The organism is Rubritalea tangerina (assembly GCF_042683245.1).
Lineage (GTDB): Bacteria > Verrucomicrobiota > Verrucomicrobiia > Verrucomicrobiales > Akkermansiaceae > Rubritalea > Rubritalea tangerina.
Genome location: NZ_JBHUJB010000021.1, coordinates 165,138 through 180,120 on the forward strand (window position 1 = coordinate 165,138; position 14,983 = coordinate 180,120).

Genomic DNA, 14,983 nt, shown 5'->3' on the forward strand with positions numbered 1-14,983 from the left:
TCATGCACTCAGATTTCCTTGTTATCGGCTCCGGCATAGCTGGGCTTTCATTTGCTCTAAAAGCTGCAGAACACGGCACTGTTATCATACTCACTAAAGGTGAAGCGCTAGATTCTAATACAGCATGGGCTCAGGGCGGAATATCAGCCGTGCTCGATGAGCCGCTGCGAGCTGAAGGTGATACCTATGATAGACATATCGAAGACACCATAGATGCAGGGGCGGGCCTTTGCAAAGAGGACGTTGTTAGGCAAATTGTTGAAGAAGGTGCCGCCAGTATTGACGACCTCGTTAGTCACGGAGTGCATTTTGATAAAGATGAGAAGCAATCAGACCAATACAATCTTGGCAATGAAGGCGGTCACACAAAAAGGCGTGTGCTACATTCAAAAGACACTACTGGTTATGCGATAGCCTCAGCCTTGATAGATGCAGCCAAGGAGCACCCCAACATCACCCTCCTAGAGCATCACTTCGCCATCGACCTCATCACCACCGGTAAACTAGGTGCCGTCACTGAAGATAGAGTCCTTGGAGCCTATGTGCTTGATGAGGCGAGCGGTGAAGTAAACATTTTCAGATCTGATAGGATCGTCTTAGCTACTGGCGGATGCGGCAAGGTTTACCTCTACACAACAAATCCTGATAGCTCGACTGGCGACGGCCTAGCGATGGCCTGGCGTGCAGGTGCAACCATTGCAAATATGGAATTCGTCCAGTTTCATCCCACCTGCTTCTACAACCCTGCTGCCACGGGAGCAAAAGCTCGCTCATTTCTTGTTTCGGAAGCAGTTCGCGGAGAAGGTGGTCGCCTCATTAATGGCAAAGGTGAAGAGTTTACTTATGAGCACGACCCACGTGGCTCACTCGCACCACGTGATATTGTCGCTCGCGCCATTGATCACGAAATTAAAAAGACTGGGGCCAGCTGCGTCTATCTTGATGTCACGCATAAACCAAAAGGTTTCATGCAAGAGCGCTTTCCAAACATCTACAACACTCTCCTGAAGTTCGGCCTCGACTGTGAACAAGAGCCTATCCCAGTTGTGCCTGCTGCACATTATCAATGTGGTGGTGTGAGTACAGATGTGAATGGTAAAACGACAATTCGCGGCTTGTTTGCTGTAGGTGAAGTCGCCTGCACAGGCTTGCACGGCGCAAATCGCCTTGCCTCAAACTCACTGTTAGAAGGTAACGTGGTGGCTCGAAGGGCCTTATGCGCAATGATGAAGAGTTATCCACCAAATCACCCCTCACCTTCATCACCGCCTATCCCTGAGTGGGAGGTTGGTGATGCTACACCACTGGACGAACAAGTCTTAATCACCCACAACTGGGATGAGATCAGACGACTCATGTGGAATTACGTCTCCATCGTGCGCACCGATAACCGCCTCTTAAGAGCTGCTCATCGTCTCCGCAATCTCCGCAAAGAGGTCAGAGAGTTCTATTGGGGGTTCAAAGTAAATTCCGATATTCTAGAGTTAAGAAACCTCGTGACGGTCGCAGCTCTGGTTGTCGACTGTGCGATTCGGAGAAAAGAATCCCGCGGCATCCATTACACTCTCGATTACCCAGATAAGGTTGATAGCTACCAACGTGATACCGAGTTGCGACGCTTTTAGGAAGCCTGTGCATCGCGTTGCTTGTAACCCACGACAAAATAAGCAAAGCACAGCACTATACTGATGCTGAGGATGCCCCAGAATAGAGTCCAGCCAATGATGGTTTTTCCCGCATTACTCCACTGATAGAGTAATCCACAGCTAAGTGCACCGGTCGTGTGGCCGACACTCGTGCTCATCAAACCTAACAAGGCTTGCGCCTGCCCTCTCATGTCCTCCGAAACCCGCCGGTCCACGAACATCTGTCCAGTGATCGAGAAAAAAGTATAAGTGGGGCCATGTAGCGCCACGCCCAACCACATCAAACTTATGAGGCCATAGTGACCAGCTGCCGCATAGAGTGCAAAGCGTGTGACACCAAACAACATAGCTATAATAACTAATGGCTTCACCTTCGCCCGAGCGCCCAACCAACTCATAATTAACATGGCTACCAACTCGGTCATTTGACCCAGTGACATTTGAGCCGTAGGGCCAGGGAGAAGCCAACGCACTAATTCTGAAGCCCAATCAGACTGCTGAGGTTGCTCTGCCAGTTGCTTGAGAAGTTGCGGCGCATACATGTAGTGAGCCGCCAAGGGAATGGCGAACAAGGTCGCCGTGATAAAATACACTCGCAGAGATCGGTTAGAAAAAAGACTAAAGGCACTCAAACCAAGAGCTTGTTTCCAATTGCTTGCCTTCTCGCCGCGCGCTGGAGTTCTCGGAAGCATGAAACAAAGTCCACCAAGGCCCAATCTTACGAATGCTCCAATTTTTCCAGCCTCAGCAGAAGCGTCAAGATGGAGCCAGCTAACAAGAACACCCGCAAAGAGCCACCCCACTGTCCCCCACACTCTGTAGAGAGGGAATTTCTTTTGGGGGTCACTTGTGTTAACGAGTGCAATCTTGGTGAGCAATGCCCACATAGGTGCGGAGATAAGCGCATTACAACCCTGCATGAAAACATACCACCATGGGTTCCACCCCCAAGATAACACCGAAAATGAAAGCCATAAAAAGAGCGATCCTGAGAGGGTGAGGATGCCGAGCAACTTCTGAGCCTCAATACGTCTATCAGCGAGTGAGGTGAACATCAGGCTGGAGAAGATCGCCACGAGCGGGCCGACCGCTGTGGCGTAAGGGATCACCCACAGCGCGTTATAGGTTTCTAAGATATTAGGCAGTGCCGGATTCCACAGCCCTGGTGGCACTGAAATTAAAAAAAACACTACCCCAATCCAAATATTGCGTAGTGAGGATGTCGGGCTAGTATTCAAAGCGAAAGACTTCATGTCTCGCCCACTCCATATCTTCAAGTCAAATCATGCATCAAGTTATCGCTTGTCCCACCTTGCCACAGGTTAGCAGCTCATTGCCTATCAACCACACACGCCAACACCGAAACGAGTGTTCTGAGCAATTCTACCTATCCTGTCTCGAGCTTGCACAGTCACTCTGGCTATCTCATAAGCCTGCCCAAGCAATCCTGCAGCTCGACAAGGCGATGATGGCCACCCTTGGACCAGATAACCCAACTCTAACTCAATATCCGCTGCCTTATGCCGCTATTCTCTGGATTGTAGAGCACAGTGAGGCCGAAGGCTTCATCGGCAACCCGGTACGCCATTTCCAGCATCTAGCAAGTCGTATGAATTGGAAGCAGCCAAATCCAAGATTGAGAATCGCCCGGGCCTGGACCTGTTTTCACCTCATCGAGCGGTATTTTCCGAATAGGACGTTCACCAGAGACTTGCGCCAAATCGAAAAAGAGAAGCTCGTCATCCCCACCATCACTGAGACTCTTGAGGGTATTCAACTTTTCAGTCCGCATAAGGATGAGAAAAGTTTGTTGAAAGAATTGTTCGCGAAAGCCCCCGGTTGGCATGGAATTGCAAAGCAATAACCACAATAAAGGAGAGTGCGCGCTAACGTCTCTCACCTTGGTCGATTGTAAGTTGATTAAGCTTACTCCCTTATGATATTGCAGCAAAAAAGTACATCTCCCAAGTTGACATTTCCTGTGAAATTCGCACTATTCGTCCGCACTAAGGAGTAGCCGGCGTGGCGGAATTGGTAGACGCGCTCGACTCAAAATCGAGTTCCTTGTGAGTGCCGGTTCGATCCCGGCCGCCGGTATTTCCCCTCCTTAGTTTTTTGCTGTCTTTGCTAAATTAATCGCATTGATAAATTCTCTGAGTCTTCCAAAGTCATTGCGACCATGCCTAAAGACAATCCGTGGCAAGACTGCTAATTCCTCTTCCCCACTCTCTTCGGATAGAGCGCCACATTGTGTCATCTCTCCTGATTTCACAATATCTGAGAAATCTTTGCTCAATTTAGCGAATGCTTTGCTGTCTAATTTCTCCTGAAGCCTAATCACCAGCTTGTCGCCAATGTAACGATACGAATGGAAGTTGCTGTAGAAATCGACAATCTCTTTCACAGCCACTTCTATATCGTCCGTAACGCGGAAGAGTGAAAAGTCAGACTCAGAGATTAAGCCCAAGCGCATCAGGTGCTCCTCCACAAATTGATTCCAGAACTTCCAATAGGTGCCACCTGGGGCATCGAGAAGCACAATGGGATACACCAGAGCCTTACCAGTCTGAATGAGTGTTAATGCTTCAAAAATCTCGTCCATCGTGCCAAATCCGCCAGGTAATGCTACCGCTGCATCAGCTTCTTTCACGAAGGATAATTTTCTAGTGAAGAAGTAATTATAATCTATAAGCTTCTCATCGTTAATAATGAAGGAGTTTGCAGAGGACTCAAACGGCAACGAAATATTGAGTCCAAAACTGAAGTCTTTACCTGCCCCTTCATTACCTGCAGCCATGATACCGGGACCCGCACCAGTGATAGTCATGAAGCCTTCCTCACGCATCCTTTCCGCAAATTTCACCGTAGTCTGATATTCAACTTCCTCAGGCTTGGTGCGCGCAGATCCAAAGATTCCCACCTTCTTAATTTTGCGATACGGGTAGAAGACCTCAGAAGAAATCCGCATTTCTTTAAGTGCGCGATTCATCATTTTGAAGTCCCCCTGCGTCACAGCACCTCTCGTGAGACGCACAGCAGTGGTGAGCATTTCAGCTAACAAACAAAAATTGCCGTCGTGATCCATAGATTTGGCCCACTGCATAATTTTGTCGTCTAGCTCCTTCTCGCCTGTGGATCCTACATAAGAGCAGGATGCGGAGTGGATCATCCCCCCAGTGAAATCCTTCTCTTGGGGTACATCTTTGTGGTGTTTTTTACTCATACCTCCACGTTAGGCGAGGAATCATCACGCCGCTACAGAAAAAAGGCCCACCCTCTAACTGCTAGAGGTGTGGGCCTTTTGTAAGTTGATTGCGATGAATGCCTTAGTAGACGTCGCGACAATAGCGCTTTTCTTTCTTTAATTGCTTAATGAAGTCTACCGCTTGCTCTTCATTGAGGCCGCCGTGCTCCTGAGCGATCGTATGCAATGCTGCGTCGACATCCTTGGCCATGCGTGAGGCATCACCGCAGACGTAGAAGCTCGCTTTGTCGTCATTGAGCCACTTCCAGAGCTCAGCACCTGCTTCAAGCATACGGTTCTGAACGTAAACTTTCTCTTTCTGATCACGTGAGAAAGCTGTGCTTAGCTTCGTAAGGATGCCATCCTTTTGCATCCCTTCGAGCTCATCTTGATAGAGGAAATCTTGCGCCTCGTGCGGGTTACCGAAGAATAGCCAGTTTCCACCTTTGGCCTCAGTGACTTTGCGCTCCTCGAGGAAGGCTCGGAATGGTGCGATCCCTGTGCCAGGACCCACCATGATGACTGGCGTGTCACCATTCTCTGGAAGCCTGAATGCATTATTTGAGTGCAAGAACACCCCAGGGTTAACATCGTTAGAGCGGTCAGACAGGAACGTAGAGCACACGCCGCCGCGATCGCGGAACTTGCTGTGATAGCGGACAATACCTACCGTGAGATGCACTTCACCCGGGTGCGCCTTCGGGCTCGAAGAAATCGAGTACAACCTCGGCTGCAACTTCTTAAGCACGCCCACAAACTCCTCTGCATCTTCAAAGTCAGCTGGGTGATCTGTGATAAGGTCAATTAACTCACGCCCCCAACAGAAGTCATCGAATGATGCCTTATCATCTCCTTCAACGAGCGCTCTCAAGTAAGGTGAGCCACTGCGGGCCTGCCATGCTTGGATGAATGTCTTATTGAGATTGCGGATGTCGTAGCTATTGATAAGCGCATCACGCAAGCTTGTCTCACCACCACCGGGTAGTGGGACTTCTTCCGTTGGCTTAAATGGCAGATTGCTGAGAATCTCATCAACCACGCCCTCGTCATTGCGTGGATAGACACCTAAGGCGTCACCCACTTCATACTCAAGACCTGAGCCATCCAATAAAAGTTCAATGTGGTGTGTCTCACGCTCAGAATCGAGGCTATTGAGGTTCACATTTTTCAAGATGGGTGCCGGAAATGGATTTTTCTTACTGTATCCATCTTCCGTTGGTTCTTCGAAAGTAGAAACTGGTGCCGCAGAAGCGCCGAGCGCGTCAAGAACCCCCTTCTTCCACTCCTCGTATGGCTCATCAAAGTCAACGTCGCAGTCAACGCGCGGGTAGATGCGTTTCGCGCCAAGCTGTTCAAAACGTTGGTCAAATTCGATCCCGCACTTGCAGAAATCTGGATACTCGGTATCGCCTAGAGCGAGGACTGAGAAATTCACCCCTTCGAGACTCGGTGCCGCGTCGCTGAGGATCCACTCATGGAAATCTGCCGCATTGTCTGGTGGTTCACCATCACCGTATGTAGAGGTGATGATCAGGACATTTTGCTCACTGGGAAGCTTCTCCATCTCGTAGGACCCAAGATCGTTAAGCTCTGGGTTGAAATTCATCTTAGCCATCGCTTTAGAGAGCTTCTTGCCGAGAGCTTCGGAGTTGCCAGTCTGGGAGCCGACCAAAATAGTGACGGGAACGGCAGGTCCAGCACTCTGCCCCGCAAGGCCACGCCCCGATGTGAGGTCGTTGATGAAGTTGGATACCAAGTTATTCAACCACTGGCGTTGTTCGGCCGTGAATGGAGCATCATCAGGAATGTAATTCTGCTGTGACATAGTAAAATTCTCTCCTAGGGACTTATTTCCCTGAGGGCGGATAAATTGCTTCAAAGCACATCAGCATGCAAGCACTGATGGTGCCAGCACTGCATTATTTTTGCAAAATCCAATGATTTTGCCACAAACTAAGCTTCGACTAGGCTTCGCGCCGCGGTCGCGTCCCCATAAGGAGTCGTATCCCAATAATTGGAATCGCCGAAATGGCTATAGCAGCTAAGCCAATCTTCCAACTTGGGTAGACGCGTGCCCGTCCCTTGATGAGGCCAGAAATCGCTTCCGCTACAACCACCTCTTTTGGGGTGTAGAAAAATTCATTCCCTGGAATCTTATTCTTATCCTCGCCACGCATGGCGACCGTGCCAAATTCCGTGTGGACAGGCCCGGGACATAAAGCCATCACGTTGATGTCGGACTCAGCCAATTCCATCCGAATGGCTTCAGAAAAGCTGGTGACATAGGCCTTAGTAGCAGCGTACACAGCAAAATCAGGGATTGGCAAAATACTCGCTAGGGAACTCACGTTGATAATATCGCCAAATTCTAACTCCCTCATGGAGGGGAGGAGGGCGTGAGTGAGGTGGGTAAGAGCATTAATATTGAGCTCAAGCATTTGCTCCAATTTTGGCCAATCTGCCTCCGCAAATTCACCATAATCCCCCATCCCAGCATTGTTGATCAGCAGATCAGGTCTCGCACCATGATCCGCGAGCAGCTGAATGAATGCTGTGCGCGCTTCACGATCGATCAAATCAACCGCGAAGTGCAACACATCAAGGTGTGGATTCCCCTGCTTCAAGTCACTTGCTAGCTGAAGCAAGCGATCTTCGCGACGTGCAATCAGGATCATCTGATCACAATTGCCAGCAAGCTGGCGTGCAAATTCTTCACCGAGACCAGCTGAGGCGCCAGTGATCATTACAGAACGGTAGTGGAGGGTCTCCGTCATCGCGATTTGGGAAATCTAAAATTTATGCTTCCGCTTGCTGAGCGCTTGGGTCGTGCTCAACAATGCGTAATGGAATGCGTGTCATCAACTCGTCGTCGATGCTGATGTCGATAGAGTAGATGCCGTCCTCTGGGAACTGAAGCCCCTGAAGGTTGAGAATCAAGTTACGCGTCATGAATGGAACTGACTCAGGAAGCTCGATTGGCATATCTGCCTCGATTGGCATCTTGTCGTCGAGTGAATTGCCATCTGCATCAATGATGTTTACGCTGAACTTACGCTGGCCAGAGTCCTCAGGAGTGATGCAAAGACGCATCGCAAGGCAACAATGTGGGTGAACCACAGGCATTTGAGGGGCTGCAAGTGTGTCAAATGTACCATTGATCACCATCTTGCCATTGTAGTCAGCTGCGAAGTCGCAGAGTGTTGCAATTTGAATATCCATAAATCTTCTTTAGTCTAATTGTTGTGCCCACAAAACGAGAGCGCATTACCTATGCCAGATTTCCTCGCTACGTAAAGCACCGACTTCGAGGAATTTAACATTAGCATACACACACCTCAACACGCTTAAGACGTACCATTATTTTGAAGAAACCCGTTCATTAAATGAAAAAATACACTCAGGGTGTAAACTCAAATGTCATCCGCTTTCTTCGATCCCTACCAGAGAAGCCATTTCCAACAGTTGTGGGAGATCTTAATATACTGAGTTTGAGTGAAGAGTCAGTGGGCCAAAGTGCGAGCAACCGACGGAACTCAATCGCAGAATGTGAACCTGTAAGATTCTTTCCATGCGCCTTCTGGATAACATCGCCTGCTCTAAGGCCCGCTTTATATGCCGCACTGCTTTGATCGACTTTGTAAATTAATGGCAGTGAAGATAAGGTGTCATCTTTAGAAACTATGAACCAAGCAATATGCATTCCTGTAAGTGAACGCTCGGGTTTTTCACTCTTTTTAGAAACTTCTCCAACCTCCTTTAATTTTTTGATGACTTGCTGAAGCTTCTCTGTGGACAGCGATTGTGCCTTCGTGTTCTGCAAAGCCTCGAGCTGATTCATGACCTGCTCGTAATTTACTGAGGTGTGTAATGCAAACTCGATTGACTCCTCCTTGTTGAGAGTTCCCTCAACGTATTTCTCGATAATATTAACATCGAGATCTTGGGCACCAAGGGTAGATAACGTATTGATAAAACAACTTACCAAGATGAATAACGTGAATTTCATAGCTCTGCGTTCGAGGAATTAGTGACTTGTAGAGGTGTCTAGTTGAGTGTCCTTTGGAATATCACCAACCTCGATAAGGTGCTTGAGAGCTTCTAGTCGATATTCCTCTGCAAAGGGGTATCCATTATCATGCAACTCCTCCCCCTCTTCGATTGCCGTTGGAGTCATCTTCTTGATCAACCTTTCTAGCAGTCTCGCACTATATTTCTTATCGTAGTCATTACCTAAGGATGTGCTAGATTTTAATGCTGCATAAGCTTTTGGTAGATTGTTGAAGCGTCCAGATTTCTGCATGAATTGAGTTCCAATCGCTATGCTATTGGTTGGCACATGATTGATGTGATAGATGTAGTGGCTTTCAGCTCTTTTTAGATGCTCTTCTGGTCCACCGTGATCGATTGCATCATAGAGATAAAATTTAGCTAAAAGCTGATGAGCGTTGCAGTTTTTATCAGCTATGAGATTTCTACTAAGCTTAAGGACTTCCTGAGACTGCTTTTTGTATACTTGTCGATCTTTGGTCTTATTAATTTTTTTAATCAGGTAAGAAATGTGATTTTCTACAAGAGTAGAACTCCGCTTTCCAGCTAGATAACTAAGGTGTGACATCTCATCAATTATAGTAGCACCCCCATCCGCAACATTGTAAGTGCCTTGACGAGACTTCCTCGTAATGATGGAAAGAATGCTCATTGCACGTATACTTCGTTTGTTCGCAGCTTCAATGAGGTAAGGTATAGCTTGGTCTGGGTTGTTGTTTTTGTATGCGCTATACCCTAATGCAAAAAGCGCTTTTGGGTATTGAAGGGCAGCTGCTTCAGAAACAATTTCTTCCAACACCACCTTTTCTTTTTCGCCTAAATGACTATCTAGCTTGTGTCGCTGAATTTTAAGTTCGCAGGCTGCTTCAACGGATCGAAATTTAAAAACCGCTTTTCGGTAGAGCTTTATGGACTTTTCATGATCATAGTGACCACTGCTCTTGTCTCCATGTAAAATAGCTAACCTCGTATACGCTTGTGGTACATTTTTTCTCACTAACTCTCGCATGAGACGTATTCCTTTTTCACGATCTGCATATTTACCCTCACCAAATGCATAGATTCTAGCAATCCGCCACTGAGCAAATGGATGTGTAACTCCCTCTAGCTCATCAGCGATAGCAATTCCTTTTTCAAGGTTAAGTTCAACGCCAGTTGATGAAAAGTAGCAGGTAGCTAGCATACACTTGCCTAATATGCTCCCCTGCTCAGCTGCTTGTTTCGCTCTCAGAAAAATTTGCTCAGGAATATGTTGTACCTTGTTTTCCCCATAAAACGAACAGAACGCCCATTCGGCTAATGCATCTGGACTTCCAACCTTTATTCCCTCTTGCATGGCTTCCGCAGACCAAGGTTTCTGATTCCACACCCCGTCGATCGTTTTATTGGCTTCTGCAGCCAATGTTGAGGATAAGTAGGTGCCCCCTAACAAGGTGAATAGCATGACATAACGGATTAGTAGCAAATACATGGCGTGAAGAATATTAGAACTATGTGACAGATATTTCTGCCGCAAGCACTATTTTTCACCTTCGTACTACTAACCTAAATTAGGAAAACATAACGACCTAGTTTGGCACACTGAGGTTGAGATAGACACATCACTACAGCCTAACATCACTCACAATACTACATCTGAGTGAGACTTAGTGATGACATCATTTGCCATAGCCGCCTTTCCAAGAAGGCACTAACGAGGGTAATGCTCCCCCAAATCAATACCTCTCTGGTCGCTGTCGCTTTTCGTAATCGATTCGATCAGCCAGATTGCGGGCTTTGACCTTGTGGTCACGCTTCGCACGTCGCTCGGTGTTCATTTGGCGCTTCTTCCGTCGCTTCTTTAGCTTCTCAATCTCCTCCTCTAACTTGAGATAGCTCTCGTAGCGTTCGACGGGCAAGACACCACTCTCCACTGCAGCCCGTATGGCACACCCTCTATCACTGCCGTGCTTACAATCGTGGAATTGGCATTGCGCCGCAATCGCATCGATATCGAGAAAGCTCTCTCTCAAGGTGGTTTCATCCGTCCACATTTGAACTTCGCGAATGCCTGGATTATCAATTAAGATTCCACCTTCATCGAGGACGATGAGCTCACGTGCAGTAGTTGTATGACGACCTTTGCCTGTGAGCTCGTTCACCTCGCTGGTCCACTGCCACTCCTCCCCCATTAATTGATTTACTAAAGTCGATTTACCAACACCACTGGAGCCTACGATAGTGATGCTCACACCAGGTTTTAAGTACTGCTTAAGCACCTCAAGTCCCTCATTTTTGGCTGCACTTGTGATGTACACGTCAGCATCCGGATTGAGTTCCTCAATTTCAGCCTTCGCCGAGATGTTAAGCTCCTCAGGGAATAAATCGCTCTTGTTTACAAGCACGACGGGTTTCGCCTTACTGCGGTCAATCAGCATGAAGTAGCGCTCCATGCGCCGCGGGTTGAAATCGGAACCCGCATCTGTCACCACCACTACGACTGATACATTGGCTGCCATCACCTGTTCCTCGCTACTCTTGCCTGGTAGTTTTCTCGAGAAGCAGGTTTGTCGCTCCAACCTTGCGCGAATGACATGATCCTCATCATCGCCACCAAGATCGAGCGCAACCCAATCTCCAACAGCCGGAAGTTCAGCGTCAGAGCTGGCATCGTGATACACCTTGCCACTCATGATGACCTCTAGCTCGCGTGGGCCATCGAGTAAGGCGCCATAGCTAATCTTGTTGTCACGGATCAACCTCGCAGGAACCCATCCCTTCTTTGCATAGGGGCGAAATTCCTTCTCAAACTCATCGTTCCAACCAATGTCCTCAAGTGTCATCTCTAAGCAGCATAATCAGACTCAGACACAATTTTCGACTGATTTTTTCGCTAAATGCATGATGCCCTAAGAATGGCACAACTTCCAACACAGCGAGGTACCAAATCAGCCTCAAAGCACGAAATTTGCTTACATAACTTGATGATTCTTCATTTCATTTTCTTCCTGTTCGCACTGTGAAGCAATGAATCAACATCGCCTCACCTTTGAGTATGCGAACCTTGTGTAGAATACTCCCCCTTCCAACAGAGCTCTTCATATTCAGACGCCTATACATTCAGAATAGCCCTAAGCTTTTCCCTCTGAATTTTTCCAAGTCCACTGCGAGGAAAAGATTGCACATATAAAGGTGCCTCTAAACGCTGTAATCCCGCCAATGGTGGTAGTGTGGCCACTCCATCGGTCTCCAGCACAGGAACAAGGCGAACCCCTCTACGTTGGTCCTCTTGCGCAAAAATCACACAGGCACAGCGGCAGTGGTGTTCTACCAACTCTTCGATTTCTTGAATGTCGACGAGTTCCCCCAGAATTTTAACCAAGTGGTCACTGCGTCCCAACACCTTCACCTCCCCATTGCGCAATAAGACCCTGTCTTGTGTACGAAACCACCCCGAGCGTTTTGGGTCTACGATCGACCAACCGGTGGAGGAGCCGTCCTGTACCACATAAAAGCTTAGTCCAGCTTTACCCTTCCACTCCAGCTCTCCGCTCTCACTAAGCCTTAGCGACCAACCCTCAAGAACGCGTAAATAGCCGTCACCATTATCACCAGTGGCTATCTGAGAGGATGCCTCCGTCATCCCATAACTTCTCAACACTGGCCAACCCAGTGCTTTGGCATCCTCAAAAATGCGATCCTCTAGCCTACCCCCGCCAATTACTACAGAGTCGACACACTCAGGGGCCACGCAGCGTGCTCTAACGAGATCAACCAATTGTGTGGGAACTAATGAAAGATGTTGGCAATGTTCCTCATACACAAACTTACTGAAAGCAACAGGATCCCACTTTCTGTGAAAGACCGCACACCGTCCGCCATTTAAAAATGAGCGCACTAATACACCAAAGCCACCAACATGATAGATAGGTAATGCGAGCCCCCAACTATCACCATCCTTCACCCCTATGTGCGTATTGACTGCGCGTGCCGATGCCAACATCGCCGACTTACTCAGTGCTACCCATTTTGCCTTCCCTGAAGAGCCTGATGTCTGAAAGAGTACATGACCTAACAAAGCCAGTTGTCCAACACACCACGCACCAAATGACTCATTCACTGCCACTTGTGTATTGTGCATTATACACACCTCTCGCGCGTGCCAGAATGCCGGCTCAAGATAACGACAGTGGCAATCTATCATCCTAACTTCTCCCATGTTATGCTTTCCAACAAATCATCAAAGCCAAAGCCTGTGCCACCTGGCGACTTCCAGTCGGGAGTGATGTCTCCCATCCTTTCGATAAAAGCATCTGCCTCAAATAATCCGTGCGTCATCAATCCCGCTATTGGATCAAGTAATCCGTAAAATCGCTTCTCAATTTTCGTCGCCGACCATGCCGCAAAACATTGGCCAATCGGGTGGTCCATGTAACTCGTTAGTACCACACGTTGGCCACCAACCATTGCCCGTGTACACACGCTAGTAAGATCGTCCACAGCAGGTTTGATCACAGAATATTGATAGCGCACTCCATGTGGCGGTTCCTCTCTATCCATCGCAACTGAAATGCCATACACGTCTTGGATTTGCTGCCACACAGGGTCATCGACGCGACTTGGATCCTCAAAAAAATCAATGCTTTCTCTCACCCCCTCATCCAGCGCTTCAATGAATTGCTTAAGCTGACCAGCTCCTGGCACGTTGTTGAAATCCAACCTCCATTTAAGCCCAGGATGTCGACTCGATGCCTCATTTAGCAACTCAACCTCCTCCTCAAGATTGCGACCAGCCTTCATCTTAATGACCTCAAAGCCATTACCAACAGCCGAATCTATCGCCTCGCCCCCTCCCACTATCGTTGCGTGAGATCTAGGAATCTCTACACCTTGAAAAGCACTCACGCCTTCTCTACGCATCGCTCCATCCACCATAGCACACTTAATTGCTGGGCGAATAAGCGGACGATAGAAGCGTCCCTTTTTCAAATCCTCAATTACCTCTTCGATACTTGGGTCTCCAAAAATTTGCCAAGGGTGGATACAGCCGACACCCTCGTTAATGCGTATCAAGAGCCCCTTGTGTGACCTTTGGTCAGAGCGACTATTCAGGCCATCTCTGCTGTGTAAGGTGTAACGGTGGATGTAAATAGGCGCGCTCATAGAAATTACTGGGCGTTAGAGTACGCAGGCTACAGTAAACAAAATAGCAAAAAGGATCAACTGAGCACCCCCCATCGCTAAAAATTGGTTGTAGCGCTGGCTGGCTGGCTCGTCACGGACTCCAATCCATATTTTGACACCTAGCGGGATGAAAAAAGCAGTAGCAAGCCATAGCTCAGGAAGTTGGAAATACACCCATGCTATCGAAAGAGCAAAGGCTCCAAAGATCTCTACTGCTACCACACGCTTGCCCCAACGCTCACCAAGTTTCACCGCCAAAGTACGTTTTGCATTGCCAGCATCCTCTTCTCTATCTCTCAGATTGTTAATGGAAATAAGCACTGAGCTCAGCAAACCTAATTGAAGACCTAACAGTATGCCCTCCATTGGCCAACTTCCCAACTGCACAAAGATTGTTCCCATCACTGCTATCACACCAAAGAATAAGATAACAAAGAGCTCACCGAGCCCACGGTACGCTAACGGGATGGGGCCACCAGTATACCCATAACATAAATAGAGTGAGGGAATGCCAATCGCCAACATTACCCACCCACGTTCTTCAATTAAAAACCATCCAAAAAACGCAGCGATACACAAGCATAGGGTGGCAGCGCCATAGACCTGCCCTCGACTCAACATTCCCGATGCAGTCGCTCGCACAGGGCCTAACCTTTTTTCGGTGTCAGCCCCTTTATCGTTATCAATGGCATCATTAAAGAAGTTAGTAGCTATCTGAATCCAGATAGCCCCCATCAATGTGCAAATAGCTAACCAAAGATCAAATCTCCCACTGATTTTCCACGCTAGCACACACCCTAACCATACTGGCACAATGGCTGCTGGCAGAGTTTTCGGCCGCGCAGCTAGGATGCATGATTTCAATGTTTCATTCATGGTCGGA

The 14,983-nt window shown here is 48.1% G+C and carries 13 protein-coding genes and 1 tRNA gene; 3 read left to right on the forward strand and 11 right to left on the reverse strand.

Going from position 1 to position 14,983, the window contains the following annotated elements:
* The first annotated feature begins 2 nt into the window (after positions 1-2).
* Positions 3-1,625: an L-aspartate oxidase gene (gene nadB / locus ACFSW8_RS04975; protein WP_377090412.1), complete on the forward strand. Its 1,623-nt coding sequence runs from the start codon at positions 3-5 to the stop codon at positions 1,623-1,625.
* Here the strand turns inward: nadB and ACFSW8_RS04980 are convergent.
* Positions 1,622-2,899, reverse strand: a complete 1,278-nt coding sequence (locus ACFSW8_RS04980) for an MFS transporter (RefSeq protein WP_377177596.1) — start codon at positions 2,897-2,899, stop codon at positions 1,622-1,624. The genes nadB and ACFSW8_RS04980 overlap by 4 nt on opposite strands.
* Before the next feature lie 32 nt (positions 2,900-2,931).
* Here ACFSW8_RS04980 and ACFSW8_RS04985 point away from each other — a divergent pair, with 32 nt between their 5' ends.
* Both ACFSW8_RS04985 and ACFSW8_RS04990 read left to right on the forward strand, forming a co-directional pair.
* A complete protein-coding gene (locus tag ACFSW8_RS04985; RefSeq protein WP_377090415.1) occupies positions 2,932-3,510 on the forward strand; it encodes a hypothetical protein in 579 nt (192 codons plus the stop codon).
* Positions 3,511-3,662: 152 nt separating this feature from the next.
* Positions 3,663-3,743: transfer RNA gene (locus ACFSW8_RS04990), tRNA-Leu, on the forward strand.
* A gap of 10 nt (positions 3,744-3,753) precedes the next feature.
* Here ACFSW8_RS04990 and ACFSW8_RS04995 read toward each other — a convergent pair.
* The 10 genes from ACFSW8_RS04995 to menA all read right to left on the reverse strand — a co-directional run bounded on the left by ACFSW8_RS04995 (position 3,754) and on the right by menA (position 14,976).
* Positions 3,754-4,869, reverse strand: coding sequence for an LOG family protein (locus tag ACFSW8_RS04995; protein ID WP_377090416.1), 1,116 nt, complete (start codon positions 4,867-4,869; stop codon positions 3,754-3,756).
* Between the two features lie 103 nt (positions 4,870-4,972).
* Positions 4,973-6,715 carry a sulfite reductase subunit alpha gene (locus ACFSW8_RS05000; RefSeq protein ID WP_377177598.1) on the reverse strand — a complete coding sequence of 581 codons (1,743 nt, stop codon included), beginning with the start codon at positions 6,713-6,715 and terminating at the stop codon, positions 4,973-4,975.
* A 139-nt stretch (positions 6,716-6,854) separates the two neighbouring features.
* A complete protein-coding gene (locus ACFSW8_RS05005) occupies positions 6,855-7,664 on the reverse strand; it encodes an SDR family NAD(P)-dependent oxidoreductase (RefSeq protein WP_377090420.1) in 810 nt (269 codons plus the stop codon).
* A gap of 22 nt (positions 7,665-7,686) precedes the next feature.
* Positions 7,687-8,109, reverse strand: coding sequence for a DUF6941 family protein (locus ACFSW8_RS05010; RefSeq protein WP_377090422.1), 423 nt, complete (start codon positions 8,107-8,109; stop codon positions 7,687-7,689).
* 178 nt (positions 8,110-8,287) lie between these two features.
* A complete protein-coding gene (locus ACFSW8_RS05015) occupies positions 8,288-8,896 on the reverse strand; it encodes a PDZ domain-containing protein (RefSeq protein ID WP_377090423.1) in 609 nt (202 codons plus the stop codon).
* Positions 8,897-8,914: 18 nt separating this feature from the next.
* Positions 8,915-10,408: a tetratricopeptide repeat protein gene (locus ACFSW8_RS05020; RefSeq protein WP_377177600.1), complete on the reverse strand. Its 1,494-nt coding sequence runs from the start codon at positions 10,406-10,408 to the stop codon at positions 8,915-8,917.
* A 244-nt stretch (positions 10,409-10,652) separates the two neighbouring features.
* Positions 10,653-11,759 (reverse strand): ribosome small subunit-dependent GTPase A, encoded by a 1,107-nt coding sequence (gene rsgA / locus ACFSW8_RS05025; RefSeq protein WP_377090428.1) that lies wholly within the window; start codon positions 11,757-11,759, stop codon positions 10,653-10,655.
* A gap of 269 nt (positions 11,760-12,028) precedes the next feature.
* Positions 12,029-13,057: an AMP-binding protein gene (locus ACFSW8_RS05030; protein ID WP_377177602.1), complete on the reverse strand. Its 1,029-nt coding sequence runs from the start codon at positions 13,055-13,057 to the stop codon at positions 12,029-12,031.
* Between the two features lie 59 nt (positions 13,058-13,116).
* Positions 13,117-14,079 carry a hypothetical protein gene (locus tag ACFSW8_RS05035; protein ID WP_377090433.1) on the reverse strand — a complete coding sequence of 321 codons (963 nt, stop codon included), beginning with the start codon at positions 14,077-14,079 and terminating at the stop codon, positions 13,117-13,119.
* Between the two features lie 15 nt (positions 14,080-14,094).
* Complete coding sequence (gene menA / locus ACFSW8_RS05040; RefSeq protein WP_377177604.1) at positions 14,095-14,976, reverse strand: 1,4-dihydroxy-2-naphthoate octaprenyltransferase; 882 nt, start codon at positions 14,974-14,976, stop codon at positions 14,095-14,097.
* Between the last annotated feature and the right edge of the window lie 7 nt (positions 14,977-14,983).

What these genes read in the sequence shown, in the direction of transcription:
- menA (WP_377177604.1), bottom strand. Translation starts at nt 14,976, where the DNA reads ATGAATGAAACATTGAAATCATGCATCCTAGCTGCGCGGCCGAAAACT.
- nadB (WP_377090412.1), top strand. Translation starts at nt 3, where the DNA reads ATGCACTCAGATTTCCTTGTTATCGGCTCCGGCATAGCTGGGCTTTCA.
- ACFSW8_RS04985 (WP_377090415.1), top strand. Translation starts at nt 2,932, where the DNA reads ATGCATCAAGTTATCGCTTGTCCCACCTTGCCACAGGTTAGCAGCTCA.
- ACFSW8_RS05035 (WP_377090433.1), bottom strand. Translation starts at nt 14,079, where the DNA reads ATGAGCGCGCCTATTTACATCCACCGTTACACCTTACACAGCAGAGAT.
- rsgA (WP_377090428.1), bottom strand. Translation starts at nt 11,759, where the DNA reads ATGACACTTGAGGACATTGGTTGGAACGATGAGTTTGAGAAGGAATTT.
- ACFSW8_RS05015 (WP_377090423.1), bottom strand. Translation starts at nt 8,896, where the DNA reads ATGAAATTCACGTTATTCATCTTGGTAAGTTGTTTTATCAATACGTTA.
- ACFSW8_RS04980 (WP_377177596.1), bottom strand. Translation starts at nt 2,899, where the DNA reads ATGAAGTCTTTCGCTTTGAATACTAGCCCGACATCCTCACTACGCAAT.
- ACFSW8_RS04995 (WP_377090416.1), bottom strand. Translation starts at nt 4,869, where the DNA reads ATGAGTAAAAAACACCACAAAGATGTACCCCAAGAGAAGGATTTCACT.
- ACFSW8_RS05020 (WP_377177600.1), bottom strand. Translation starts at nt 10,408, where the DNA reads ATGTATTTGCTACTAATCCGTTATGTCATGCTATTCACCTTGTTAGGG.
- ACFSW8_RS05030 (WP_377177602.1), bottom strand. Translation starts at nt 13,057, where the DNA reads ATGCACAATACACAAGTGGCAGTGAATGAGTCATTTGGTGCGTGGTGT.
- ACFSW8_RS05000 (WP_377177598.1), bottom strand. Translation starts at nt 6,715, where the DNA reads ATGTCACAGCAGAATTACATTCCTGATGATGCTCCATTCACGGCCGAA.
- ACFSW8_RS05010 (WP_377090422.1), bottom strand. Translation starts at nt 8,109, where the DNA reads ATGGATATTCAAATTGCAACACTCTGCGACTTCGCAGCTGACTACAAT.
- ACFSW8_RS05005 (WP_377090420.1), bottom strand. Translation starts at nt 7,664, where the DNA reads ATGACGGAGACCCTCCACTACCGTTCTGTAATGATCACTGGCGCCTCA.